This is a genomic window from Paenibacillus sp. FW101-FHT12H11, assembly GCF_058790355.1.
Map to the genome: position 1 here is coordinate 245,979 of NZ_JBYTCO010000002.1, position 24,634 is coordinate 270,612.

Below are 24,634 nucleotides of genomic sequence, written 5' to 3' on the forward strand. Positions count from 1 at the left end.
TAAAATCAACCTCGATGCACCCAATTTGATAGTCACAAAGGTTTGGCTCAAATAAGCAGGCGACCACGAGCGGATCATGGGACGTCATCGGATGATCCGCCGACCAGGGGGGCCGAACTTTCCATCGCTCTCATCACATCCCAACCCATGCGTTCCAGTTATCTTGCCCCGCCCGGAGTAGGATACAGATCGCTAGGATATCCCAACCAATTAATCTTAGTAAATACCTTCCGCGTTCACAGGAAGTTCTCTTACATGTGCCAAATGAGCCGAAACCTTCTCATCTTCATCTAGGTTATAGGCATAACCACAATATCGAGCTACTTCCTTTGCCGTTTCCCTGAAAAGCTCACACATGATAAAAAGTCCTTGCCACATACGATCATAATCCCCATCTGGATAGGTTTGAACGAATGCCGTCCACTGAGCGGGTGCAAGATATTTCTCGAAATACTTACCGCATTTTCCGGAGTCAACAGCAAATTCCGTTTTGATTCCGATATGCCATTGAAGCATCCTGATTAACATATCCCGCACGGGGTGCTCATACATGAATTTCGCATAGGCAAGCTCTCTGCGCCATAATCCTTTCGCTATATAGGTACTTACCCACCAGAACTCATTACAGCAACCTGCAAATTGAGATGAAGTTGGCGGATGCGTCAAATAGTCGCGGTTACTTGGTTCATCAAATGGCGCGATAATTCCATCCTTGTCCAGCAGTAATACACTCAAACTTTCTCTATGCCAAGCTGAGATATGATCTGCTTCGTAGAAGGATAAATCAATTCGATTACCATCCGTAAATTGCATAAGGAATGTAAATTTATGTATAGGTTCTGAAACTTCCTCCCCCATCTCATCCGGTGTTTGCATGATCATAATCTTCCCGAAGCGGTCAATCCAGCTGCGATCTTGAATAAAGGATTGCAAAGAGGTCACCACGTACACAATGTCATAATCCTGAAAAATATCCCTCGGAACGTTCGGATTGACGCGTGAACCGTTCATGATGACCGCTCGAATGTTTTCGCTCTCTTGTGCAAACCCTAGAAGAAGTGCAAGCATCTCTTTTTCAGTCCTCATCTCAATTCCTCCACAAACTACAAATATTCATGTTTCATAATCCTCACGTTTTCTTTATGGCACTCTTCCGTAAAGGAAGATGGAAAAGCATGTTCTAGATGAAGCGCCTCTAGTGCTGATTCATCGTTCGCGATAACAGACTGGCGGAGCCTTTCCAGGTAATCGGCTGCCAGTTCCACACGTCTCTTCATTTCACCTTGATTCGATGTGGCTAAACCATGACCAGGGACTAATAGCTGAACATGATGCTGCTCGAGGATTCTGCTGCTTTTCTCAAGTGTCTGAGTGTACGCCTTCGCGCTATCGTAAATGAAAGGCAATTCAAAATCCGATAAATAGTCCCCTGCGATCAGAATGCCCAAGGGTTCAACTACCGTCATTAATCCGTCTGCTGTGTGTCCTGGCGCCAAATAGAAGGTCAATGTCGTTTCTCCCAGCTGCAACTGTTGACCATCCTCCTGGATCACGATATTCAGCTCGGGAAATAGAATCGGATAATTCCTGATCACATAATTCTCGTTGTCAAAGTTTCTGATAAGCTTCAGCTTATGGTCTTTCTTGGGGTGATTTTGGAGCGCCGAACTTCCAATGATTTTCGCACCCGGGAACGCCTGATAGCCAATGATATGATCGAAATCTCCATGTGTAAAAAGCAGATAAATCTCCCGCTCCCCCTGGATGGATTGGACATAATGTTGGATGGCTTCAATTTCATTCGGCAGCCAATTTGGATCCACGATGATGATCATTTCTTTCGTTTGTATGACGGTCGAAGTGGTTTGAAACAGTGCGCTTTGGAACACGGTCACAGCTTCATTTTGCAATTGAATCATAGGGTTTCTCATCCTTCTTTCTAAGCAAATCGTACTCGTTATTCTATCTTACGTTTAAATGTAAGCACAATAATTGCCATGGTTAATAAACCCTTCGTACCCATTAATCCACTAAAGCCCACCATGATTTTCTATGGTACAGTTATCCCATAAAGGCTTTTTACTACCAAATTTGGAATAAGGATGTGTCATCACATATGAAAAAACTAGTTATATCTACCACGGTAGCGCTTTCTGTACTATTTTCGACGGTTGGGGTGTCAATGCCTGCTTCTGCATCGGCACAAGAGATTTATGCCACGAACGGTCATAAATTTGTAAATACAGCAAAATCTTATATCGGTAAAGTAACTTACCGTTTCGGTACCAAAGATCCGGCGCATCTCACCTTTGATTGCTCCGCATTTACACAATTTGTATTCAAGCAAAATGGTGTTAATATCCCTTGGGGTTCCAAGGCTCAAACGAGTTTCGGTTCCCGCGTGCCAAGCAAGAGCCAATTAGCCATCGGCGACCTCGTCATGTTCAGCGTGAGCAAGCCTGGCCAAATCGATCATGTAGGGATTTATGTTGGTAATGGTAATTTCATAAGTAACACGAAGAGCTCCGGCGTTGTCATTACGTCTTTAAACACAGGTTACTGGAGTACTCGCTACATAACAGCTAGACATTATTAATCCTTTATATAAGGCTTACTTACTAAAAAGAGAGTTCAAGGAATATCCATTCCTTTGAACTCTCTCCCTTTTTCACTGATTATGATCTCACAGTTTGCTCCAAAATACGCTGTTTAATTTCCTCCGGATGATCGATCTGAAACACCACTTTGCCAAATTCATGTTCATCCAATTCAAGAACTACGACATCCTTGTGATTTTCATAAGAAATGAAGCACCATCTGTTCCCGATCAGAAAACGACCTTCTCGAATGTCGGCGACCGAAGTACCCACCCGGAATTGAAACATCGATAGTTTAAAATCTTCAACCGACACTTTTTTTATGTTTTTAAAAGGGATATCGACTTGACGTTTTAACGCGGCAGCACTAGTCAATCCTGATAGATGTAGAATAAGGCGGTCATTCGTATATTCAACGGTTCTTGGCATAGGAGTACCTCCGAGCTTCAAATTTTTTCCATTCAGCATTACTTTCCTAAACTTATCTGAACAACTATAATACGATTAAGTGTACAAGATCGTTCACACGACCTATCGAGATCTGAGAATGATTTCATCTAAAATAGGTTTTGTTTTAATGTTTAGTTTTCAATAGAATGATTAAATTCGCTAACAACTATGCAAAGAAGGAATCAGCATGCCGTTTCTCCGTTTCAAAGGATTTCAGAAGGACTTCGTTTCTTCGATCTCAACCAGCGTGGTGCAGGAGTTTTCCAAGGTAACCGGCGTCTTGCCGCAAAAGGTGAAAATCGAGCTTCTGCTAGTAGAACAGCTTAGCAATTCGCCGCAATCGCTCGAAATTCTCATGTTTCCAAGAGATCAGGAAATGCACGACCGCATTGCGCAAGAGATGAATAACCTGCTAGCCGCGCATGGCTATGGCGATGTTCATATCTTCTTTATTCTATTGTCCCCTCATTTGTATTACAAAGAAGGACAACCCTTGAAGTCCATTTTGGAAGAACCCATCTCCTTAACATGATTCCGGTCATGAGGAACAAGTAAAAAACCTCCTTTACCACAACTGTGGTTCGGGAGGTTTTCTTTTTCTATATTTGCCGGTCAGTCTTTAATTGGACGAGGGCGGCAATGTTACGTGTAGTAATCGAGTGAACGCCTATTTGACTAAAATGCTCCATCTCATCTACCTCATTGACTGTCCAAATGCAGACATCTAGCCCATACTCCGCTGCGATTGGCAGCAGTTCAGGTGCGACCACGCGATAATTCAAATTAAGCCCGAAACAGGCTGAAGCTGCGGCGTCTTTACAAATTTGATGAGCAACCTCCAAGTAAGGGGCACTCGTCATAAATACAGCAGGATCAACGTTTAACAGCTTGCGTAGACGCGGATTTACTTGCTGAACAAGCTGGGCACGGTCTTTCTCGCAGCCGGACAAGAAAACTTGTTCCAGCAGTTGATTCTTTTCAATCCACGCTGCTATAGGCTCTACACAAGCATCTGATTTAAGATCCAAATTCATCCGCACACCAGACTTGCTCAGGTAAGGAAGTACAGCGTCCAAGGAAAGAATGCGCATGGTTTCGCCAGGTGCCCCATTATGGGCTTTAACATCTAATTGAAGCAATTGTTCATAGCTCATTTGAGAGATCCAGCATTCCGTGCCGTCTGCCAAATGAACGTTATCATCATGGGAAAGAACAAGCATCCCGTCAGCCGTAACAAGAATATCTTCTTCCAGAATATCGGCTCCGCAACTTAATCCGGCTTCGATGGATTTGAGCGTATTATCCGGTGTACCCATACAGCCGGTGTGGGCTGTCATGCGTGGAAATGAACTCATTTATCGTCTCCTCCACTATCTTCTGTCAAATAAATCGCATTCGTGAATCCGATTAACGTATGAACGTTGCAAAAAACACCGTTCATCTCCGCTCGCATCCACGTAACGCCTGTTAAATCAAGCTCAGTTGTCAGCTGGGATTGGTCTCGCGTCAGTTTCAATACGGCAAGCTCCCCCTTGTTGCTAACCAGTTTCATCTCTAACGGATGATCCGGAAGCTCCCAGTGGCCCTCTCTCGCCGTAAAATCCACGCCAACCGTGACTTCCGTCAGCTCACCCTGCTTGATTTGAATGCTTTCGCCGATTTCTGCCCCTTCACGGCCGTATTGACCAACGCGAAGCTGCGGCAGCGGCCCCATGGAAACCGCGACCGCTCCGCGTTTCAAGGCATCAAGCGCTGCAGCGACAAGGCCTGAGCTCGCTACGAGCGAATCGCTTAATCCTAAAAACGTCGCTGAAATCGGCTCAGATACCGGATCGGACACATGCCAATCTCTGCCGCTGGTCGCGGCAATCTGATAACCCTGATTAAGCAGATCCGTCCACATGGCAAATGCGCGTGCGTTATTTCTCCGTATCGATGGGAATAACCCTGACCATACCTCAATATAATCGATCTCGTTCCAGTCCGAGACCTCGAACTCCCAGTAGCAGCCTGTGCACATGGGACTGCCGACACGAAAAGGATGCGCCAGCCCGACAAGCCCGCCTTGGCGATGAACACCTTCTATGCCTCTATGAATGTGAAACGGGCTTAAATTTCGCCAATCGACATACTCGGACAATCCGAGTGTCAGCATGTGACCGAAGAAAGTGGTCCACTCCAATCCAGGGATCACCTCGACCCCGGTTGCGGCCACGACCTCATCACGATTCGAAAGACCTGTCATCGTATTATGATCTGTTAGCGCGACACCTCGCAGCCCTAATTCTCTGGCAGCTTCAGCTAGTTCTAACAGGGATTGCTTGCCGTCACTGTGAAAGGTATGACAGTGAAGCTCAAATGGCAGCCATTGCTTCATGCGTCTTCACCTCCATCCCCTACCTGCAGGCGATAGCGGCATTCCTCGGTTACAACACAATGAACATTAATCATGATCTTTAGTTGCCCCCTCGGAAAGACACCCGGCGTAAATCCGGGGGAAGCCTCCGTGGCAGTAACCGTGAGGTGTTGGACAGGATCATGGCGGTGTCCGGCGCCGCGAAAACCATGCTCATCATCAAAGGATAGTGTCAATAAATTCTGCAAAGGCAGAAACTCCCGCCAATTGTAGGAGGCTCTATGTTCTTCTAAGATGTATTGGTTAAGCCCTTCACGAATCAATGCCTCCGCTTGATCCTCATCCTCCAGCTTTTTCGGCTCATAGGCGAATGTCACATGAAGTTCATGGCAATCTCTAGGCAGATGAAGCGTGTAAGTAATATGACTTTTGGAACAGCTCGGTGTCACGGTTCCTTCTGCAATTAACAAAGTTTTCATCCTAATTCCTCCTTCTATATGATAGCACCTCGGGGTACATTAGGGTAAGCGCTTAACCTAATCTTAATAATGCAGACCGTTCTATCTTCACGAATCTATCACATGAGAGGTAGAACGGCCTCGTTTATTGCTTATTGTAAGATGTACATGAGTTCCGTAGAACAAGCTCCGGCAGCAAAACAACCCGCTGTTTCAGCACTTTCTCTCCTTTAATCTCCTCTACGAGCAGATCAACCGCCCTGCGTCCAATTTCCTGGATTGGTTGAGCAATCGTGGTAAGGGGAGGATCAATCAAAGTTGCCAGGATCGTATTATCGAAACCGACGACCGATAGCTCGCTCGGCAGCTGCATGCCAGCAACTCTAGCCGCGCGAATGGCGCCGATAGCTAGCAGATCGTTGCAAGCGAACACCGCCGAAGGCTTGTCTTCCAGCTGTAGCAGTTGGGCCATCGCCTGCTGGCCGGTCTCTACGGAAAAACCGCCTGTAGCGATCAACCGTTCCTCAACATGCAAACCGGCGTGGCTCAAAGCTTGCTTACAGCCCCTGAGTCGCTCCCGGTTACTCATATTATCCATATCCTCAACGAGGATAGCAATTCGCTTATGACCTAATTCTAATAGATGGTTGCCCGCCTGGAAACCTCCAAGATAGTCGTCAACCATGACCGTATCCACGGCAAGCGTTGGCATTTCGCCCGTAATTAAAGCAATCGGTATGTTTTGTTGGATCAGCTTTTTTAAAAACTGATCATTCTGAATACGGGTCGCCGAGATAATTCCGTCTACTCGCTTCTGTGAGAGCAGCGATAAATATTTCACTTCTTTGTCTGGATCGTTATCGGTGTTACATATAAACACGTTAAAACCATGCTCATGACCCCGATCTTCGACAGACCGGGCTATCTCGGCGAAGAAAGGATTCGCCAAATCGGGTAGCGTAAGTCCAATTGTGTAAGTGCTTTTCCCCGTTAATGCTGCCGCTACCATACTTGGCTGGTATCTCAGCTGCTCCATTACGCTATGTACGTGCTTCCGCGTCTTATCGCTGATTCGGCCCGTGGCGTTAATAACTTTGGAGACGGTAGCGATGGACACCCCGGCGGCTTGGGCAACATCGTAGATGGTCGGTTTCATTCCTTGCCCCTCTCAATAAACGTTCCTATCACAGACAATCCATATTGGTTTTATCATACGATATGAACCGCCGAGCTGTAAACGTGAGAATAGCAATTAATTGATTATTCTAAATGTATGCACTTCAAATGGTTTCGTTATCAGTCGAATACGATGATTGCTTAATGGCATGTTGTCTTGATCGCGTTCCAGAAGATTCGTCACGCGGACTTCTTTGACCTGCTCCGGGAGAACAATCTCAACTTCTCTCAGAACGCCTGTACATTCACGAATACGCAGGATACAGCCTTCCCCATTTTCTGCAACTTTCCAGCAGCTAACCGCCATCCCGTCCAATCCCGCCGGAAGAATGTCTTGCATCGTTTGGAGCTCATTTGCAGGCGCCGTAATCGTAACCGTTTGTGTCATCGTCTCCTGTGCCACTTTCCAAACTTCGCCTTCTCGCCAATCACCCGCATGCGGAACCAAACGATAACGATAATGCAAGTCTCCGCCGCTCCACTGGGGGAAATTCGTTCCCCACCAATTGTTGAATACATTGAAATGCAGCTCCGGCTTCTCCGGCTTGTACGCGTGCTCGAAGTCCCACATGCCATTTTTCCCGATAAAAAAGAGCGGCGAATCGAGCGGAATGATCGCCATTCCCGCGAATCCATTGGAAATATCGACAAAATGCTCACAACAATGAAGCAGTGTGCTCGATGAGCGAATCGTATCCGTGAGCGGATTGACGACTGAGCCCAGCTTATTGATGCTGTATTGCGGGCGTTCAAGCTTCAGCGGGAAAACGATATGTCCCGATTCTGCCAGCGGGGTTTCCTGTTTGGCATGCAGCTTGTAGGCAACATCCAGATACGGAGAATCTTCAGTCAACGAGAATGTCCATTCGATAGAACTCGCATTGCCATACTCCGTTGTCGTTTCAATGTCTGTAGGTGCTTTGCAAGTAAGGCCGACTGAACCGCCATTTTCCCAAATTTGAATATCCGCAGCTTGTGTAGTAAACGTAAGCCTTTTCTGCTGTTCTGGATAATCGGTTTTACCAAAGTCATGGACACCCCAATCATAAAAGCGATAGGCGTATTTCTTCAAATAACGCGTGATCTCTTTATTGGAGTAAATATCGTACTTATATTGACCAAAACCGGTTTCCGCACGATCGTCAATCCATTCCTTCCGGAGCTTTTTATCCCAGAGGCTTTGCATCCAGCCCGTGTTTCGATCCACTTTTACGATGATAAAAGAATTTTCGATAACAGCCTGCGTCTCCGTTAGATAAGCACGCGCTAGCCCTTTATTTTCAGCGGCAAGAGTCTGACCATGTTTCTTCGCATATTTCAACGTCTTATAGCCAAGCGCAGGCAATCCGGAGATGTAAGCTTCTGCACCGCCCTCGGACCGCTTTAAGGCAATCACTTCGCCCGTTTCCGCATCGACTAGTACCTCATCGTCAGCAGGCAGATCGCTTTCTTGAATCCATGTTTTGGCCGCGCGGCTCCAACCCAAATTAGAATGGACTCGCAGCGCCTTAGCAGCCTGATTCTCTGTCCATTGTCCGCTTGTCAATTCCGCTTTTGCCTCATGCAAAGAGTTCTCCGCTTTGTTCAAATAATTAATCTGTTCCGCCCATGATTGTTCCATGCGTTGATAGCGTTCACTTTGCTTTAATTGCAGGAATGACTTCTTATCATAAGCAACTCTCGGAAATAGGAACGTCTTGCAATCCATCCCCCACGTATGCTCGCCAAAAAGCAGCGTGTGCTCATAGCTTTCATCGATGAAGGCTTTTACAGTCTTATCAGACTCTTGTTTTGCACCCTCAAAATGATTCACAGCCACCGCGCTTTCCACTGCGGTAACCTCATTTCTTAGCGCTCTAACCCTTGCCACCTCGCGCGGCGCAGTTCCAACCCCATGGATCCAGGAATCGGCCATATCGCCGCGAATAACCGGCAATTCCGGATTCCGTGCTAAGAAATCCGCTGCGAAGTCGCCCAAGCTGCCGATATGCAGCTCTGCCGTTGAACCGCTTTCACGAATGGAGGCTTTCATTTCTTCGATAATACTAGCGTCATGCGGCCCGTGATTATCACTGGTCTGAATCATCGCAAGCCATACGGGATGCGTCCACTCTTCCGGCGGCAAAATGCCCGTCCCATAGGACCCTTTGGAATAAAACGTCAACAAACGCTCGCCATCAGGGCCTTCCCAGTAAAAGACCGGCGGAACGTCAGGCGGAGTTGTAGCCGGATTGCAGCCGAGATGCAGAAACTCCACGCCTGCTTTTTTGAGGAGCGACGGCACAATCCAGGTATGCCCGGGTACATCCGTCATTTTGGCATCTTTCGGATCGTAGCCATAGAGGTTGGTAAGTCCTTCCGATACATACATCCCGCGAATCCATTCCTCAAAACCGCAAAATTCCGTATGCGTCGTATAAGGAAGCTTATGCCAAATCAGCTGTCGATTCTCCAGATAGGCAAGCGCCTTCTGCTTCTCTTCCTCTTGGCTGCCCTTTAAGGATTGAAGCAGCGGCCAAGCTGACATGGTCCAAACATATTTTTCATGTTCCTCATTCGTATGGGTTTGATCACAAATCTCGATAACATCCTTCAGCATCTCGGAGCGATAACGCCCCACGACGTCTGAAACTAAGCCTGTAAATCCAATATCAAAATGCGTTTTAAAAACGACATAAATCTTCTCAAGTGTCATTCCTCTGTCTCCTTCTGACTGTCATCTAGTTGATCTTCTTAGAGGTTAATCTGAGCAATGACTGGGTAATGATCGGACGGATAACCCCCGTCAATTTCCCTTCGATCTACAAGCGTTCGAACCACTGCCACATCCGGTGATACAAAAATATAATCGATTGGCTCCCCTGCTTCGCCGCCTTGAAAGTCATGTGCTGTCCATCCAATCGGATCCGGCAGCTGGCTAAAGGCATCTTTTAGCCAAGATTGCTCGCCATCCAAATCGGTTTCTCCACGCAGGAAACGAATCGGTAAATCCGCAGGTCGGCTATTGAAATCTCCCATCAGAATCACGGGAAGCGCATGTTTTTTGTGATGTGCAGCAATATATGCCCAGATTACTTTCGTGCCGAGATCTCTGGCTTGCTGGCTTTGATGATCAAGATGCGTGTTGTATACGATAAAACGCTTCCCCGTTTTCCTATGTTCGAAAACAGCCCAGGTACAGACGCGAGGAAAACCGCTGTTCCACGAAATCGAAGCGGTCACTTCCGGCGTTTCTGACAGCCAAAACTGCCCATGCTGCTGAAGACTCAGGTCCTCTTGCTTGTAAAAAATAGCGCAATGTTCATTCTCGCGGGCACCAAAACGGCCTTCGCCAATCCACGCATACTCGGTTAATTTGGGTTGCAAATCGTTCAGCATCTCGTAATAACCTTCCTGCGTTCCGACAATGAGTGGCGCGTGCGCATGAATCATTTCCGCTACCTTGTCAATTCGATTCGGCCAAGCGTTCCGTCCATCACCCGGATTGTTGTATCTTAAGTTAAATGTCATTACAGTATATGCCATCTGCTTTCACCTCTGAAAATAGATTGGATTCGTTAACATCGCCATTAAAGTCTGATCGAATTCCTCAAAATGGCGCCATACTTCAACGCGGTAAAATGCTCTCCCCTTTTGCTCAACCGTAAGTTCCCATAATCCTGTTGATGAGCAAACTTCCGTTGACTCTACGCCATGTTCACTAATCAGTTTGATTTGGTCGCCTTCACGAATGTGTTCAATCCTGACTAGCACGTTGTCTTTCACATCATTTAATACGGTATCGCCTGTCATATAATCACCACAAGTTAGCTGCGCGAAAGGGCCTTCCGGCGAATAACTAATCACTACATGCCCTTTATCGATCCCTTGAAGAATGCCATTCACCGTTTTGGTTTCGGCATAAACCCAAGTACACGGCATCGCATGTTTAACATAACGTTCAGGTCGGTGAACATCACTGCCGCCAGTTGCGACAAGTTTCCTGCCTGAGGCAAGCTGCTCCTGCCACCAGGCCAGCGCCCGCTCATTGCGAGCTGTCCAAGGGCCATTCCAGACTTCCCACCAGTCGTGATCTGTATTGAAATCCCACTCCCACGGGCAATAATCGCAATGGGGATGGTTAAGGACGATTTTCGCCCCACGCTCACGTGCCGTTGCGAGTCGAAGATTAACATCATCTTGATTCTTCACTCGAAAATCATCAATCGGTTCCAGAACGCCAAGGAAATTGCTATGGCCAAAATTAGTCGTAAACTCCATGCCCGGGATCATGACGACCGGCGTGTTCCGGGGATACGAATAATTTTGGCTAACCGCATTATGATCCGTCATCGCAATGAAATCGCAGCCCAGCTGCTCCATGATCGCCGCATTTTCCTCCAGCGTATAAGAGCCGTCGCTGTTAACACTGTGGGTGTGCAAGTCCCCTTTGAGCCAGCGTGCCGTATGAAAAAAGAACGTGATGGTGATCGTAACTTCACAGCCTTCTTCGGGAACCTTATAGGTGTTATGAAGAACAGCCCAGTCCCCGGCTTGCAGTTCACCAGGCAAATAACCGGGAGTCGCCTTCTCCAACCCGATCACAAACTCGGAGCGAGCCCCTCCGCTCCAGCCTCGCACTTTATGGCTGTCTCTGACGCCAAGATCAATGACAGGCTTTGCATCACCGTGAGATTGAACGGCAAATTGCACATGAATCTCTTCCACCTTTTCAGGCATTTCGAAAGGAACTTCCACATATGTACTTTGCTCACTGTGATGAATCTCTCTACGGTAAGTCGTGACTTGGTTTCTTCGGCTTGTCTGCGGCATGACGAACTCCACGCTCCTTTTTCATATATGTTACTCTTTGTTAGCACCGACCAAAATGCCTTTGACGAAATATTTCTGCACATAGGGATAAATAATAACGAGTGGGAGAAGCGCAATCACAATCCCTGCCATCCTAACATTCGTCGTGACAATAAAGTTACTGGATGTAGAATCGGTATCTACGATTAAAGATTTCAAGGCGATTTGCAGCGTATATTTCGCATGATCACTAATAAATAATAACGCTGGTGTAAATTGGTTCCAACGGCTAACGAACTCGAAAAGCGTCACAGTAGCAAGCCCTGCAGCAGCTAATGGAATGTACATGGTAATGAAAATACGAAATGCTCCCGCCCCGTCCATCGTCGCAGACTCCGACATTTCAACAGGTACGGACAGGAAGAAATTACGCATAAGTAAAATACTGAAGCCGGAAACTAGTCCGGACATAATTAATGCCGTTAAAGAATTTAACAAGCCAAGCTCTTTGTTCACCACATAAACGGGAATCATGATCGCCTCGCCTGGAATCGTCATAGTAAGGAGAATTGCAGAAACCATAAACTTTTTCCCGGGCAACCCTCTTTGGATCAATACATAACCAGCCATCGAGCACAGCAGCACATGACAAACTGTCCCTACAAGCGTGACAATCACATTATTCAGAAACGGCGTATACAATTGCATGCGATTCCAAACCGTCGTGAAGCCCTCAACACTGAATTGTTTTGGATATAAAATGATGCCTGGCTGCATGGAAGCAAAATTGGATGAGAAAGCCAGTGCGAACGTATTCAATAACGGAATAAGCATGGTAGCCAGTAAAATGAATAAAAATAATAAATTAACCCCATCGAATAACCGGCTTCCCCAGCTCGTAGGCAAATTGTTTGTTTTCATGGAGATCCCTTCACCCCTCGTCATAGCGAATGATCGCTCTGGTCACAAACGTAATGAGCAATGTCGCGAAAATCACTAAAAATCCTGCTGATGTTGCTAAGCCTACTTTGAATTCCAGAATCCCTTTTTGGTACGTGTACATCATGATGACATCCACTTTCTTGGCAATGGCACCGTTGCGCATCACGATGATTTGATCAAAAATACGCAAAATGCTAAGCACATTCAGCATAATAACAACTTTCATCGTTGACACCAGCGATGGCAGTGTAACATAACGAACCAATTGCCAACGGTTTGCTCCATCCATTCGAGCAGCCTCATATAACGCCGGATTGATGGCTACAATCGTTGCTAGATAGAGGATGCAGATAAAACCCATCTCTTTCCACACCGAAGTAAGCACCATGACCCAACGGGCAGAGTCCGCACTGGCCATAAAAGTAATCGGTTTTTCCGCACCTACCAGCTTGAGAATCGCATTCACAATACCGGTGTCCGGAGAAAGCATAAGAATCCACATGCCGCCAACGACAACCCATGAGAACAAATGGGGAATGTAAACAATCATCTGAACCACTTTTTTAAACCATGCCTGGAGGATCTCATTAAGCGACAGCGCAAGCAAGATTGGCATAATAAATCCGATCACCAACATGCCTCCGCCTAGCAGCAATGTGTTTTGCAGCATTTCCCAGAAAGCATGATCCTTTAGGACGGTAATATAGTTATCAAATCCGATAAAAGGCCGGTTACCAATCAATCGAAACTCTTGGAAGGAAATGATAAAGCCGCGAACGAGCGGATAATAGGAAAACACAAGAAAATAAGCCATGATTGGAAGCATCATCAAATAGAGGGCTTTGAATTTCCATACAACTTTCAAACGAAGTCACCACCTTGCCGTTAATTGTAAGGGGAGTATGTCTTGCATATGTCGTGCATACTCCCCTGTCCATATGAACTAGTCGATCAATTTCGCTGATTTTAATTGTTCATGCATTTTCTTCACAGCATCCGCTGCCGGCATTTCGCCAAGAATCGCTTTGAAGGAATATTCATTAATGATTTTCTCAGCATCGGCCCATTTCGGTGGCGTCAGCTCAAGCGTTGCATTTTTCAAAATAAGATCCTGCGCTTCTTTCACGCCTGGAAGTAAACCGAATGGATTCGGGAATTTCTTGTTATACCAGAAAGGTACGCCGTGATCCATAGCATGATCTTTCCCTGTTTGTGTAAGCTCGTATTTCCCGCCATTTTCCGTATAATCCGTATCCTTGATTCCCAAGCTGCCCAAAACAATGCCATCTTTGGAGTGCCACCACTCAATGAATTCAAAAGCGGTTTTTGGATGTTGTGCATTCACCGGAATGACCCAAACGTCCGGATCTCCACGGCGCAGCATATATTTACCGTCAGCTCCGGCGATGCCTGGAAGGCCCTTCGCTTCAAAAGTGGTGTTGGCATCAGCAATTTTTCTTGTATTGTTCAGCATACCAACCCAAGCATCCCAGTAAGTAATCATACCTACACGGTCAGCAAGGAACAGATTCCGCATTTTACCTGTATCGTTCGTTGCAAAGTTAGGGTCCAGAATGCCTTCTTTGTACAATTTGTTCAACCACTCGTATACCGGAATAGCCGCATCAGTTGAGTAGGGAACGTCCAGCTTCCCGTCCTTCTCCACATAACGTTGTTTCAAGCCGGCTCCGCTGAAGAAACCTTGCAGTTCGTACATCCCAGCGGTGCTTAATCCGTATGTATCCTTTTTCCCGTTACCATCCGGATCTTGCTCCGTGAATGCTTTCAAGACCTTGTAGTAGTCATCAAACGTTTTCGGCTCAGGCAAATTGAGTTTTTTGAGCCAGTCTGCACGAACGATCGGCATCGTTCCACCTTGGAATTTACTGAAGACGCCGTAGATCTTGCCGTCCTTGGTTTTCACTTGATCCCACTCCGACGTTGGCAAAACTTCAGGATCTTGAAGTGTTTTTGACCCTTTCACTTGATCGGTTAAAGGCATGAGAATACCTTGCTCAGTCAGCGTGTTCATCAACTCTTTGCTTACTTGAAGCAGGTCGTATTTCTCGCCGGAGGAAACAGCCGCCATCAGCTTCTGATTATAATCGGAAGCCGGCTTTTCCATCTTAACTTTGATGCCGCTCAAACGTTCGATTTCTTTCTCAAACAGGACGTTCTCTTCAGGTGTTTTACCGCCAACAACACCAGACATCATTCGCAAAGAGCGCTCTTCCTTATTCCCTTCCGTCTTCGCCTGATCGGATGCTTTCGGAGCTTCAGTTCCTGTGCTGCTGTTAGATGTACAACCCGCTGCTAAACTTCCGACAAGCAGAGCTGCCATCATCGACGTAACAACTTTCGCTTTTTTGGCTTTCATATTACCCTCCGTTATATGCGTTGTTATGGGATTAACCTTTACGTAATATTAATAAAGCGCTTTCACAATAGGCAATGAACCTTTCTTCCTGGCATCTCATCCTTATAAACTTCGGGTCGATTCACGTACAATGAGCTGTGCATCTACGATAAGTTGTTCCACCGTTGACGGATCTTTCATTTTTTGAATTAAAATGCGTCCTGCCTCTGCTCCTAACGTTTCCGCTGAAAGCTCAACAGAAGTCAATTTCGGCGACATCTCTTCGGCCAGCCTCACATCGTTACTTAACGCCACAATCGAAAGGTCTCTTGGAACGTGTATACCGAGTTCACGGGTAGCCCGCAGAATCCCTAGTGCAACTCTGTCTGTATCCGACACAACCGCTGTAAAAGGAATCTGTGCATGCATTTGCATGATAGACATGTAGCCGTAATCCATCGGTGTCGCATGCTGCTGACGGATAAAGTTCATAACATGGACATTATCATATGAAACACCGTGCTCTTCATATGCCTTCTTAAGGCCATTTACACGATCGGCTGAAACCGTCATGTTCGCTGATGCATTTAAGAATAAAATAGAACGGTGGCCTTGCTTCAATAAGTAATTGCCAACCTCGTAGGCAAGCTGCTCATTGTCATTATCGACATAGCTGATTGAACTTTCCAAGGGATCAGGTCTGCCTACCAGCACTAACGGGATTCTCATCTGCTCGAATCGCTCAATGCGCTGATCGTGCTTGCGCGGATTCAACATAATAACGCCATCGACAGGATCGCTTGAAAATTGTGTAAGATCTTCATGCTCTGGAAGCGTGTCTAGCAGAATACGATATCCATGCTTCGTACATTCCTTGATGACCCCATTCAGCATTTGAATTTCAAATTGCGTCGTCGAGCCTTCTTTAGAAATCGGCATTTTGAGTCCAACAATCATCGTCTTCTTAATTGCCAAACTTCTGGCAATATGATTCGGGAAATATCCCAGTTCCTTGGCTACCGAAAGTACTCGATCCGTTACCGGTTGAGAAATCGGTCTCTTTTTGCTGAAAACGCTTGAAACTGTTCCTTTGGAAACACCCGCAAGCTTGGCAACATCATCAATGGTAGCCATCCTTCCACCTCCTCTATGCAACTGAAAATAGCTTTCACTTTCAAATCATTAAAGCGGTTTAATTAAACCGGTTTAACGCCCTTCATATTTCCTATTATAGTTAAAAACAGACAAATTACAACACGTTTTTTATTAATAATTCGTAAAATAAGGAAAGCGGTTAACCTAATGGTACAAAAGAGGTTTACACTATTTTAATAAAATTTGAAACCGCTTACCTTAACCTTCCTTTCTCTTTGTTGAAATTCTCCTTTTTCAGACAAACATCGACATAAATCCTCATGAATTTCACCCCTTATATTCAGCGAAATGAAACGGAAGTCTTACACATACAATGGTATTGGAAGTATCCAACTTACTCGTTGCGGAGGGATTTCACCGTGAAAGCATTACTGCGGCTTGAAGATATCGGACCTGGCGGTTTTTACGAAAAAACAGAAGACCAAATGAAGTTACGTGCCGTTGCGGATTATTTATATATGCAAAAGATCCCTTTTCATGTGGCCGTCATTCCCCGTTACATCAATCCGAATCTGCAATATGACTGCACCATCAGCAATCCGTTTGATGCCATTTCCGTCAGATTTGTTGAAACGTTACAAGCCTTACGAACTCGCGGAGCTTCACTAGGCATTCACGGGTACACTCATCAATATGGGCACTCCATCAGCGGCGAGGGGTACGAATTCGCATATCCGGACTGCCTCAAAGATTGTCCGCCGGATGACCCGAGGTCTTCCCTTTCTGATAGTCTGCATATTCAGAGGTCCTATGCTTATGGCAGATTTCATATGGCCTTATCCGCCTTTCAAGCCGCCGGCCTGCGACCCGATTGGTTTGAAACGCCACACTACGCAGCATCGGATGTGCAGCGTACCATTATTGAATCATGCTCATGGTTAATTTACGAAGACAATCCCCATGACCCAACCAATCGCCAGGTGACCTATCAAATAGCTGCTTCAATCGTTGGAAGAACCTATTACGTACCAACGCCACTGGGGTTTGTCAGGGGGGATGCCGTAGAGCAGGACGTCAACAGGATTATGGATCAAGTGAATCAATACGGTGCGGATGATTTGGCTTCATTCTATTACCACCCCTTTCTGGAATTCCCGTATATTCACATTCGCAAATATGCCCCACCTTATTACGAGGAACGAACCCCACTGAAACGGCTGGTGCACCATATGCTCTCGAAAGAACGTAGCTTCTTTAACATTCAAGATTTGATTTATTCTTTTATGTCCACACAATCCGTATAGAAAGTTCCAAACTTTGGCATACTACTCTTTGTTGTTTACAGAGCAAAGGAGGTGTCACAATGCCAAATCAAAATCAATCCAATCAAGCATCCAAAGCGCAAGTACAGACTACCGAACTAAATAAATTACCGGTTCCTGGTCAAGAGGATACAGAATTCTCCGCAGAGGAAGCGGCAGAAGTATTCCAATCCAACTCATCCTCATCTTCCAATAGTGATTCGCAGGATTAAGGATTAGACAGCAAAGAGGCTGCCCGCTGGGTCAGCCTCTTTCTATTTAGGGAAATCATCTTCATAAAATGTCATATGCGGCTTCTCTTTCCTGTAGTAGGCTAATCGGTCTTCCAGGCTGCCGGTATGAAATTCGAATTTATGCCCGTCCGGATCAGTGAAGTAGACAGATCGCTTATCTTGTTCATCTCTCTCCCGCCCTGGCAGTATACTGACCCTTAAATGCTCCAGCTTTTCCAACACAGCATCGAAATCCGCCTCTTCTACTGTAAAAGCCATATGGGTATATGAATATTGAATCTCATTCCGTGGAATTTCCTTCTCGACATTCAACGCCAGCCATATGCCGCACAAGTCAAAGTAAGCTAAGTTTCTCCCTTTGACCAAAAGCTTGGCTCCAAACACTTCCTGATAAAATGAAATCGATTTATCTAAATCCGTTACCGAAAAAAGAAAATGGTTCACACTTTTGATATTCAACGCTTCTTCCTCCTTTCACCTGACATTTTCTATCGCTGCATGAATGATTCCTGCCTTCTAGGGCATATTAACGAAGAAAAATTCCAACAATTAGGAGGATGCTCCATGTCAGATCAACAATCCGATCAACAACAAAACGAAGAAATCCAGGCTCATAATGCCGTGGCGGATGCTCTGCACAATCTGAACGTAGCCCAGACCGCCAACAATAATCGCCGGCAGGTGATTCAAGGTGCGCAGGAGCAGTTAGACGCGGCGCATGCACAATTAGCTGAAGCGCGTACTACGCAATCATCTGCAAGCAATGAGGATGACGAAAGTCTCTCCTGATGTCACGCAGCAATCACAGCGGCGAATACCCCTCGACACCTGTTCGAGGGGTATTTTATTCCGTGCCGATAAATTGAAGTTCCTGCATGTATCTTCTCATATGTTGCTTAACCGGATCAAACTGAATCGTTCCGTTCCTAATCTGCACAGGAACAGCTTGCTTCAACGGGAGCACCTTGAACTGCGTCATGTTTTGGTAAGAGGTAAATGTCGGAAGAAAGGACGGATGGTTCAGCGTAATGATCTTCTCTTTCCCCATCGTTTTGACGACGTCAATCGTTGCCATTCCGCCTACCCGCTTGGCAACTCCGCCTTGGGCGGATATAAAATTGCCTAACGAGTACAGAACCAGCGTTTTGTGGCCATTACTGCCTGATACCCAAGCAGGCGGCTGCAATACATGCGGGTGATTTCCGATGACGATATGAACACCGTAGTCCGCCAGCTTTTGAGCCAGCGCCATCTGACTCTCATTAGGTAAAGTTTCGTATTCTGTCCCCCAATGCATAGCAACCACGACAACGTCGGATATCCGCTTGGCTTGTTCGACTTCTTGAGCCATCTGAGCAGTATCGATGCGATTAACCAAATACCCTTTCCCTTTCGGATGGGGGATGCCATTCGTGCCATAGGCGTAGCTCAGAAACGAAAACGTGATGTTATTTTTGACCATCGTACGAATATGCTTCTGATCTTCCTTTGATTTAAAAGATCCGGTATACGGAATGCCAAGACGATCCCAGTACGACAGAGCGCTTTGAATCACTTTTTCCCCGCGATCCAGCGTATGATTATTAGCTACTGTAACCAGGTCCACCCCGGCCGCTTTGAGAGCATCCCCAACTTCCTGCGGACTATTGAATGATGGATAACCGGAAAGTCGCAGCTCTTTCCCCCCAATCATCGTTTCCTGATTCGCCACCAAAATGTCAGGCATACGCAGATAGTTCTGCACATCTTCAAACATTTTGAAGAAGTTATACGTGCCGTCCTTTTGCTTCGCATCTTGGTAGATTTCGCTGTGAATGAGAACATCCCCGATGGCTCCCAAAGTGACTTTACTTACCCTAGGCTCCGATACAATCGGCGGAATCGTTGGTACCGTTACAGTCGGTGGCTGATCGCGCTTAGCTTCTGTTTTAATTTCTCGCGTAACTGGAGGCTCCGATTCTTTATGAGCAAGAGGGTTTGCTCGATAGAAACAACCAGTGGTTAGAGTTAACAAGAAAGCTATCACAACAACGCGTTTCTTTTGCAAGCGGAACCCCTCCTGCCAGACATTTTCCAATAGTATGCCCTAGTAAAATAATTTCCTCCCACTTGATTAGCCGTTTATCAGCTCGTTTGTCTACCCTCCCGATACTCCGTAGGCGTTCGATTCGTAAGCGTTTTGAATACGCGATTGAAATGGCGAATGTTCGTAAATCCTGTAGAATCCGAGATCACCTGAATCTTCTCATCAGAGTGAAGCAGCATAGCTTTCGCTTTCTCAATCCGTTTTTCCGTTAAGAAATCGATAAAGGACTGGCCTTGCTTGCTTTTAAACAAAGAACTCAAATAAGAGGGGTTGAGATAGACGATCTCCGCCATCATGTTCAGGGTAATGGATTCCGCGTAATGCTCCTCCACATACCGCACCACCAATTCAACAGGGCTAGTCACGAATTTCTTTTTACGGTTCACCATGCACACGCTCAAATCCCCCAGCAGCTTCTGGCAGCGCTCGCTTAACTCTTTACTGGACGAAATCGAATAAATCTCCATCAATACCTGCTTCATATCCGTGCCTTGCAGCCACATCTTCACCACGGTTAAATTCACGGCCAACTCGTAAAAATGCAGCAGCATTTTACAAATTTGCTCATGAATCAGCTCGGGATCCCTCCATTGCTGGCAGAGCTTGGTAACGAATTGATCGGATTGAAGATGCACATTCGCCAAATCGCCCTCCTGCACATACTGATTGAGCAAATTCCAATCGGCAGTGTGCCATTCAAGCTTCTCCATCGTCATTTCAGCAATTGTATCACTGGAATGAAGGCGGTCCCCGCCAATCACTAAACGGTAGAGCAGAGCCAAACCCGCTTCCTTATAGGACTTGGAGATCGACTCCAAATCTTTCACAGGACTTCCGAGCCCGAATGAAATCGTAAAATTGGACTGCCCACGGATTCCCTTACGGATTCGTTTGGTTAATTTCTCGATGTCAGCAAACGAAGCCGCCTTATCTTCGTGATTAATTAGCGCGACAACTTCATTCTCATTTAAAATGAACACATAACCAAGCAGCGGCTTTTCGATGCTCTCCTGTATAAACTGCTGAATGTACACAGAAAATAAGGATGGATTTAACTGGTAATACCTTTCATCCGTGACGGATTCACGGTCCAGCTTGGCTACCAAACAGCTTATGCAGGGAAGCGAAAACTGTACGCCGACGTTATCGAGCAGTTCTGTTTCTCCATGTGAAATGTTTCCTGTCAACAGTCCGGCAAGCACATGCTGACGCATTTGATTCTGAACTTGCTTGTCTTTCTTGTTCGTCGTCAATTGTTCCTTCCCAAGCGCGATTTCAACCTGGAGCCTGTCCAGCAAAGTATAAAGCTCTGCCCGTTCGAAAGGCTTCATCAAGTAGTCCTTCGCCCCTAATTTAAGCGATTCACGTGCGTACTGAAAATCGTCATAGCCACTCATCACCACACAGGAAATATGCGGATATCGCTCTTTCACAATGTATTGCAGCTGTATGCCATCCATGCGGGGCATTTTAATATCCGTAATAATCAGGTCCGGCTGCAAGGCTTCAATTTTCTCTAAAGCTTCCACGCCATCTTTGGCTTCGTCAATAACCGACCATTGGGACTGCATATCAGCAATCATTAAACCAATGCCTTTGCGGAAGATGGTTTCATCATCCACGATAAGGAGCTTAGGCATCCAGTTTGCCTCCTTCAAGTTCATCTGCGAGGAGTGGTAATGTGAGAATAATCGTCGTTCCTCGGTGTAATAGGCTTTCAATCTTCATCCCGTATGGATGGCCATAACGAAGCACAATCCTCCGGTGCACGTTCATTAATCCGTGCCCGCCTGTTCCCTCTTCGTTTGGGGTGAAATCAAATTGTTTCTGAAGCACTTGCTGTAGCCGGCTTTCACTCATCCCCGCACCATCATCCTGAATGATAATAACCATTGTGTCATCTTGCTTCTTACCGCTGAGCGTAATGGTCCCGTACCCGCTTCCTTTTTCAAAACCGTGCACAATACTGTTCTCGACGATCGGCTGCAAAATAAACCGAATCACCGAATAGACAAGCAATTCAGGCTCGATATCGACCCGAAATTGTATTTTATCCTCGAAGCGGATCTGCTGGATAGCCATATAACCTTTCACGTGTTCCAATTCCATGTTCAGCGGCACTTGGCTTTTATGGCTATTGATGCTGTAGCGCAGCAGCTTGCTTAAATTATTCGTCATTTTGACAACTTCACGATTGCCTTGAATTTCAGCATACATGCTAATGGAGCCCAAAGTATTGTACAAAAAATGGGGATTAATCTGGCTTTGCAGCGCAGATATTTGCGCATTCTTCTCTCTGATTTCCGATTCGTAAAGCCGGTAGCCCAGATCACTGAGCTTCGAGACCATGAGGTTAAAAGATTGGCTTAACTGACCGATTTCATCCCGGCTTCGAATGGGAATCGAAACGTCCAGATCGCCAAGCACCACTTTTTTCATGAGATTTCGCAGTTCGCCAATTGGATTTGTGATACGAAAAGCTAAGGCTGTAAACAGAATGACAGCCAGCAGCAAGCAAACAACGCCAATCAGAATGATGTAATTCCTCACATTCACGGTATCCTGAAGCAATGACGCGAGCGGCACCATCTCAATCATCGTCCATCCGGTATTCGGCGAAGTATAGTAGGATAACAGCTCTGTATCCTTACCTTGCTTATAGATAACTGTGCCGGTACCCTGATATTGCTGCACTTTGTCCAAATCTACCCAAGTATCAGCGCTTTTATAAATGAGAGCCCCTTCGCTGTCGACAATCATCATGTTTTTCTTGTCATTGGAAAGCGTCTCGATTTTGTTGCGAATGATATTTTTATCCACATCCAAAACGAGATAACCAAGAACCCTACCGGTATCTACACTGCGTATCTTCCTCGCAAAAGAGTACACCTGATTCGTCGTATCATACGCGTTCTTATTGTACGTGCCGATATAGACAACCTTCCCTGTCGTGGAAACCTTGGGGTACCAAGGTTCATTTTCAGCCTTTTTCATGGAATAATTTGCTTGTTCCTCTAACATGGCCGTATAAGTGCCGCCTGATTGGCGATACAGCGTTAATCCCGATATATCTACACGTCCATTGGCATACACACGCTTGGCGAAATCTTCTACCGTTACCCGATCATCAAACGAGATCGTCGTTTCCGTCCCCTTATTCGACTCCAAATATTTCACAATATCCTGGGATTGATATGGCAATAAGGTTAAAAGATTAAGCTCATTCATGTACGTGTCAATGTTAGCCATTAACTCTTTCACAACGTCCATTTGATATTTGCCTGTGTTTTTCTGAATCGAAACCGAATAGCTTGTAAACGTCAAATAGCTGGCTATCCCGAGCGGTACGGCTATGAGGATAAAGCTGATAACGATCAATTTGGTGACGATCGGAAGATTCTGGATCCACTGCTTTTTAGTCTGGAGCTGTATTCTGCTGTATTTGAATATTCGTGTTAATAATCCTTTGCGCATTACGCAGCACCTCTTGCGGGGTGGATTGCCCCACCATCATCTTTTCGAATTCGCGTACGATCTCTTCATTCATTTTCCCCTGTCTAGGGTGATTAGGAAAATATTTCACATCGTCAGCGGAACTTGCATAGTCCGGACGATACTTCAAGCTCTGAAACTCCGGAGATTGAACCGCTTGTTTCACCGCTGGAATGTGGCCGGCTTTCGCCCAGCTGGCGCCGTGCGCCGCAACCCAATTCGCAAATTTCAGCGCTGCGATTTGCTTTTTCTTATCCGGTTTTTCATGATAAGGCAAGGAAAAGGTATGCGAATCCCCCCAAGCAGCGGGATGATCGTAAATTTGCGGTATTTTCGTCACACCGAAGTTAAGATCCGGAATTTTCTCAAACGTGCCCGTCGCCCAAACACCCGTAATTAACAAAGCGGCGTTGCCCTTCGAAAAGGTTTGTACCGAATCGTTTATATTTGGAATAATGAACCCTTGCGAATAGAGGGAATTAACAAAATTCAGAGATTGAAGCGCAGAAGCATTATCGATGGCCGCTTCCTTCTCGTCATCTGTATAAAATCGGCCGCCATCTACATTCATCTGACTATAAAAGGAGTACCATAGCCAAAATGAGTCGATACGTACATTTGGTTCAGCCAATGGCGTCACCGTTGCGGGAACACTTTGTTTTATTTTTTGTAAAAATTGCAAGAATCCATCCTCGCCATTCATCAGTACAGGCTTCTCTTTCTCATCTAGAAGGCCTGCTTGTTTGAGCCAAGCCTTGTTATAGTACATCACTTCCAGATGGGTATCGAGCGGAATACCGTAATGTTTCTCATCGGCAACCGTACTTTTCAATATCGTCTGGTTAAAATCTTGCCAGTTCACACCCGCTTCTGAAGCAAGCGTATTCAAGTCCGTTAAAAATCCAGCAGGCGCATACTGCGAATATTTGGCTGAATGGACAATCGCGATATCAGGCGCTTCTTCTGTCACAATCGCTGTGGACAGCTTGGTATAATAATCACCTGAGTTATTATTAATCTGATCAATTTTTACATGATCTTTGTTCTCATTGTTGTACTGCTGAATTAATTCAGCCATGAATTGCCCGTCTCCACCGCTAAATGGCGACCAGAACGTAATTCTGAGCTTATTCGATGCCGCATCATCAACTTGTACATCCGGCTGAGAGCTGCAGCTTATGGTTAGTAAACTGAATGGAATCAGAAGGATCATGGTGCTAATTCTAGCTCGCAGCTTGCCTCTCACAGAAATCCCTCGCTCCATACATAGTGTGTCTTCA

Annotated in this window: 24 protein-coding genes; 5 read left to right on the forward strand and 19 right to left on the reverse strand. The window is 45.9% G+C overall.

The features are described from left to right. Positions 1–216 precede the first annotated feature (216 nt). Together AC3WTJ_RS06690 and AC3WTJ_RS06695 are read right to left on the reverse strand one after the other, a co-directional pair. On the reverse strand, positions 217–1,086 hold the full coding sequence (locus AC3WTJ_RS06690) for an aminoglycoside 6-adenylyltransferase (protein WP_492521180.1): 870 nt from the start codon (positions 1,084–1,086) through the stop codon (positions 217–219). Between the two features lie 17 nt (positions 1,087–1,103). Then, positions 1,104–1,919 carry an MBL fold metallo-hydrolase gene (locus AC3WTJ_RS06695; RefSeq protein ID WP_492521181.1) on the reverse strand — a complete coding sequence of 272 codons (816 nt, stop codon included), beginning with the start codon at positions 1,917–1,919 and terminating at the stop codon, positions 1,104–1,106. A 197-nt stretch (positions 1,920–2,116) separates the two neighbouring features. Here AC3WTJ_RS06695 and AC3WTJ_RS06700 point away from each other — a divergent pair, with 197 nt between their 5' ends. Then, positions 2,117–2,596, forward strand: coding sequence for a C40 family peptidase (locus AC3WTJ_RS06700; protein ID WP_127456037.1), 480 nt, complete (start codon positions 2,117–2,119; stop codon positions 2,594–2,596). Between the two features lie 79 nt (positions 2,597–2,675). Here the strand turns inward: AC3WTJ_RS06700 and AC3WTJ_RS06705 are convergent, their stop codons facing one another. Further along, the gene (locus AC3WTJ_RS06705) at positions 2,676–3,026 is read right to left on the reverse strand and encodes a hypothetical protein (RefSeq protein ID WP_492521182.1); all 351 of its coding nucleotides are present in this window, start codon (positions 3,024–3,026) and stop codon (positions 2,676–2,678) included. Positions 3,027–3,234: 208 nt separating this feature from the next. Between AC3WTJ_RS06705 and AC3WTJ_RS06710 the strand changes: the two genes are divergently transcribed. Next, entirely contained in the window at positions 3,235–3,579 is a 345-nt protein-coding gene (locus AC3WTJ_RS06710) for a DUF1904 family protein (RefSeq protein ID WP_157326546.1), read from the forward strand. Positions 3,580–3,646: 67 nt separating this feature from the next. Here the strand turns inward: AC3WTJ_RS06710 and AC3WTJ_RS06715 are convergent, their stop codons facing one another. The 11 genes from AC3WTJ_RS06715 to AC3WTJ_RS06765 form a co-directional block, all read right to left on the reverse strand. Continuing rightward, positions 3,647–4,402, reverse strand: a complete 756-nt coding sequence (locus AC3WTJ_RS06715) for a glycerophosphodiester phosphodiesterase (protein ID WP_492521183.1) — start codon at positions 4,400–4,402, stop codon at positions 3,647–3,649. Next, positions 4,399–5,424 (reverse strand): CehA/McbA family metallohydrolase, encoded by a 1,026-nt coding sequence (locus tag AC3WTJ_RS06720; RefSeq protein ID WP_492521184.1) that lies wholly within the window; start codon positions 5,422–5,424, stop codon positions 4,399–4,401. Before AC3WTJ_RS06720 ends, AC3WTJ_RS06715 begins: the two co-directional genes overlap by 4 nt. Further along, positions 5,421–5,882, reverse strand: a complete 462-nt coding sequence (locus AC3WTJ_RS06725; RefSeq protein ID WP_492521185.1) for a hypothetical protein — start codon at positions 5,880–5,882, stop codon at positions 5,421–5,423. The genes AC3WTJ_RS06720 and AC3WTJ_RS06725 overlap by 4 nt, the downstream gene beginning before the upstream one ends. Positions 5,883–6,006: 124 nt before the next feature. After that, complete coding sequence (locus AC3WTJ_RS06730) at positions 6,007–7,017, reverse strand: LacI family DNA-binding transcriptional regulator (RefSeq protein ID WP_492521186.1); 1,011 nt, start codon at positions 7,015–7,017, stop codon at positions 6,007–6,009. Positions 7,018–7,113: 96 nt separating this feature from the next. Then, the gene (locus AC3WTJ_RS06735; RefSeq protein ID WP_492521187.1) at positions 7,114–9,732 is read right to left on the reverse strand and encodes a DUF5054 domain-containing protein; all 2,619 of its coding nucleotides are present in this window, start codon (positions 9,730–9,732) and stop codon (positions 7,114–7,116) included. Between the two features lie 38 nt (positions 9,733–9,770). Continuing rightward, complete coding sequence (locus AC3WTJ_RS06740; RefSeq protein ID WP_492521188.1) at positions 9,771–10,562, reverse strand: endonuclease/exonuclease/phosphatase family protein; 792 nt, start codon at positions 10,560–10,562, stop codon at positions 9,771–9,773. Positions 10,563–10,568: 6 nt separating this feature from the next. Beyond that, positions 10,569–11,849 carry a CehA/McbA family metallohydrolase gene (locus tag AC3WTJ_RS06745; RefSeq protein ID WP_492521189.1) on the reverse strand — a complete coding sequence of 427 codons (1,281 nt, stop codon included), beginning with the start codon at positions 11,847–11,849 and terminating at the stop codon, positions 10,569–10,571. Positions 11,850–11,879: 30 nt separating this feature from the next. Then, entirely contained in the window at positions 11,880–12,749 is an 870-nt protein-coding gene (locus tag AC3WTJ_RS06750; RefSeq protein WP_157326554.1) for a carbohydrate ABC transporter permease, read from the reverse strand. A gap of 10 nt (positions 12,750–12,759) precedes the next feature. Next, positions 12,760–13,635 carry an ABC transporter permease subunit gene (locus AC3WTJ_RS06755; RefSeq protein ID WP_315949784.1) on the reverse strand — a complete coding sequence of 292 codons (876 nt, stop codon included), beginning with the start codon at positions 13,633–13,635 and terminating at the stop codon, positions 12,760–12,762. Positions 13,636–13,713: 78 nt separating this feature from the next. After that, complete coding sequence (locus tag AC3WTJ_RS06760; protein WP_492521190.1) at positions 13,714–15,147, reverse strand: extracellular solute-binding protein; 1,434 nt, start codon at positions 15,145–15,147, stop codon at positions 13,714–13,716. A gap of 102 nt (positions 15,148–15,249) precedes the next feature. After that, positions 15,250–16,260, reverse strand: a complete 1,011-nt coding sequence (locus AC3WTJ_RS06765; protein WP_492521191.1) for a LacI family DNA-binding transcriptional regulator — start codon at positions 16,258–16,260, stop codon at positions 15,250–15,252. A gap of 380 nt (positions 16,261–16,640) precedes the next feature. Between AC3WTJ_RS06765 and AC3WTJ_RS06770 the strand changes: the two genes are divergently transcribed. Then, a complete protein-coding gene (locus AC3WTJ_RS06770; protein ID WP_492521192.1) occupies positions 16,641–17,525 on the forward strand; it encodes a DUF2334 domain-containing protein in 885 nt (294 codons plus the stop codon). A 59-nt stretch (positions 17,526–17,584) separates the two neighbouring features. Next, positions 17,585–17,755 (forward strand): hypothetical protein, encoded by a 171-nt coding sequence (locus AC3WTJ_RS06775; protein WP_164819672.1) that lies wholly within the window; start codon positions 17,585–17,587, stop codon positions 17,753–17,755. 42 nt (positions 17,756–17,797) lie between these two features. On the opposite strand, the gene fosB is transcribed toward AC3WTJ_RS06775, so the two are convergent. Further along, positions 17,798–18,235 carry a metallothiol transferase FosB gene (gene fosB, locus AC3WTJ_RS06780; protein WP_492521193.1) on the reverse strand — a complete coding sequence of 146 codons (438 nt, stop codon included), beginning with the start codon at positions 18,233–18,235 and terminating at the stop codon, positions 17,798–17,800. Positions 18,236–18,340: 105 nt separating this feature from the next. Between fosB and AC3WTJ_RS06785 the strand changes: the two genes are divergently transcribed. Continuing rightward, entirely contained in the window at positions 18,341–18,565 is a 225-nt protein-coding gene (locus tag AC3WTJ_RS06785) for a hypothetical protein (protein ID WP_492521194.1), read from the forward strand. Positions 18,566–18,620: 55 nt separating this feature from the next. Here AC3WTJ_RS06785 and AC3WTJ_RS06790 read toward each other — a convergent pair whose 3' ends face one another. The 4 genes from AC3WTJ_RS06790 to AC3WTJ_RS06805 all read right to left on the reverse strand — a co-directional run bounded on the left by AC3WTJ_RS06790 (position 18,621) and on the right by AC3WTJ_RS06805 (position 24,600). Next, positions 18,621–19,823, reverse strand: coding sequence for a CapA family protein (locus AC3WTJ_RS06790; protein WP_492521195.1), 1,203 nt, complete (start codon positions 19,821–19,823; stop codon positions 18,621–18,623). Positions 19,824–19,900: 77 nt separating this feature from the next. Further along, a complete protein-coding gene (locus AC3WTJ_RS06795; RefSeq protein ID WP_492521196.1) occupies positions 19,901–21,502 on the reverse strand; it encodes a response regulator in 1,602 nt (533 codons plus the stop codon). Then, positions 21,495–23,336 (reverse strand): cache domain-containing sensor histidine kinase, encoded by a 1,842-nt coding sequence (locus AC3WTJ_RS06800; RefSeq protein WP_492521197.1) that lies wholly within the window; start codon positions 23,334–23,336, stop codon positions 21,495–21,497. The genes AC3WTJ_RS06795 and AC3WTJ_RS06800 overlap by 8 nt, the downstream gene beginning before the upstream one ends. Beyond that, positions 23,278–24,600 carry an ABC transporter substrate-binding protein gene (locus AC3WTJ_RS06805; protein WP_492521198.1) on the reverse strand — a complete coding sequence of 441 codons (1,323 nt, stop codon included), beginning with the start codon at positions 24,598–24,600 and terminating at the stop codon, positions 23,278–23,280. The genes AC3WTJ_RS06800 and AC3WTJ_RS06805 overlap by 59 nt, the downstream gene beginning before the upstream one ends. Positions 24,601–24,634: the final 34 nt, after the last annotated feature.

Coding starts and splice junctions, on each gene's coding strand:
- AC3WTJ_RS06710 (WP_157326546.1), top strand. CDS start 3,235: ATGCCGTTTCTCCGTTTCAAAGGATTTCAGAAGGACTTCGTTTCTTCG.
- AC3WTJ_RS06760 (WP_492521190.1), bottom strand. CDS start 15,147: ATGAAAGCCAAAAAAGCGAAAGTTGTTACGTCGATGATGGCAGCTCTG.
- AC3WTJ_RS06740 (WP_492521188.1), bottom strand. CDS start 10,562: ATGGCATATACTGTAATGACATTTAACTTAAGATACAACAATCCGGGT.
- AC3WTJ_RS06775 (WP_164819672.1), top strand. CDS start 17,585: ATGCCAAATCAAAATCAATCCAATCAAGCATCCAAAGCGCAAGTACAG.
- AC3WTJ_RS06785 (WP_492521194.1), top strand. CDS start 18,341: ATGTCAGATCAACAATCCGATCAACAACAAAACGAAGAAATCCAGGCT.
- AC3WTJ_RS06720 (WP_492521184.1), bottom strand. CDS start 5,424: ATGAAGCAATGGCTGCCATTTGAGCTTCACTGTCATACCTTTCACAGT.
- AC3WTJ_RS06800 (WP_492521197.1), bottom strand. CDS start 23,336: ATGCGCAAAGGATTATTAACACGAATATTCAAATACAGCAGAATACAG.
- AC3WTJ_RS06695 (WP_492521181.1), bottom strand. CDS start 1,919: ATGATTCAATTGCAAAATGAAGCTGTGACCGTGTTCCAAAGCGCACTG.
- AC3WTJ_RS06725 (WP_492521185.1), bottom strand. CDS start 5,882: ATGAAAACTTTGTTAATTGCAGAAGGAACCGTGACACCGAGCTGTTCC.
- AC3WTJ_RS06690 (WP_492521180.1), bottom strand. CDS start 1,086: ATGAGGACTGAAAAAGAGATGCTTGCACTTCTTCTAGGGTTTGCACAA.
- AC3WTJ_RS06735 (WP_492521187.1), bottom strand. CDS start 9,732: ATGACACTTGAGAAGATTTATGTCGTTTTTAAAACGCATTTTGATATT.
- AC3WTJ_RS06745 (WP_492521189.1), bottom strand. CDS start 11,849: ATGCCGCAGACAAGCCGAAGAAACCAAGTCACGACTTACCGTAGAGAG.
- AC3WTJ_RS06705 (WP_492521182.1), bottom strand. CDS start 3,026: ATGCCAAGAACCGTTGAATATACGAATGACCGCCTTATTCTACATCTA.
- AC3WTJ_RS06715 (WP_492521183.1), bottom strand. CDS start 4,402: ATGAGTTCATTTCCACGCATGACAGCCCACACCGGCTGTATGGGTACA.
- AC3WTJ_RS06765 (WP_492521191.1), bottom strand. CDS start 16,260: ATGGCTACCATTGATGATGTTGCCAAGCTTGCGGGTGTTTCCAAAGGA.
- AC3WTJ_RS06730 (WP_492521186.1), bottom strand. CDS start 7,017: ATGAAACCGACCATCTACGATGTTGCCCAAGCCGCCGGGGTGTCCATC.
- AC3WTJ_RS06750 (WP_157326554.1), bottom strand. CDS start 12,749: ATGAAAACAAACAATTTGCCTACGAGCTGGGGAAGCCGGTTATTCGAT.
- AC3WTJ_RS06795 (WP_492521196.1), bottom strand. CDS start 21,502: ATGCCTAAGCTCCTTATCGTGGATGATGAAACCATCTTCCGCAAAGGC.
- AC3WTJ_RS06700 (WP_127456037.1), top strand. CDS start 2,117: ATGAAAAAACTAGTTATATCTACCACGGTAGCGCTTTCTGTACTATTT.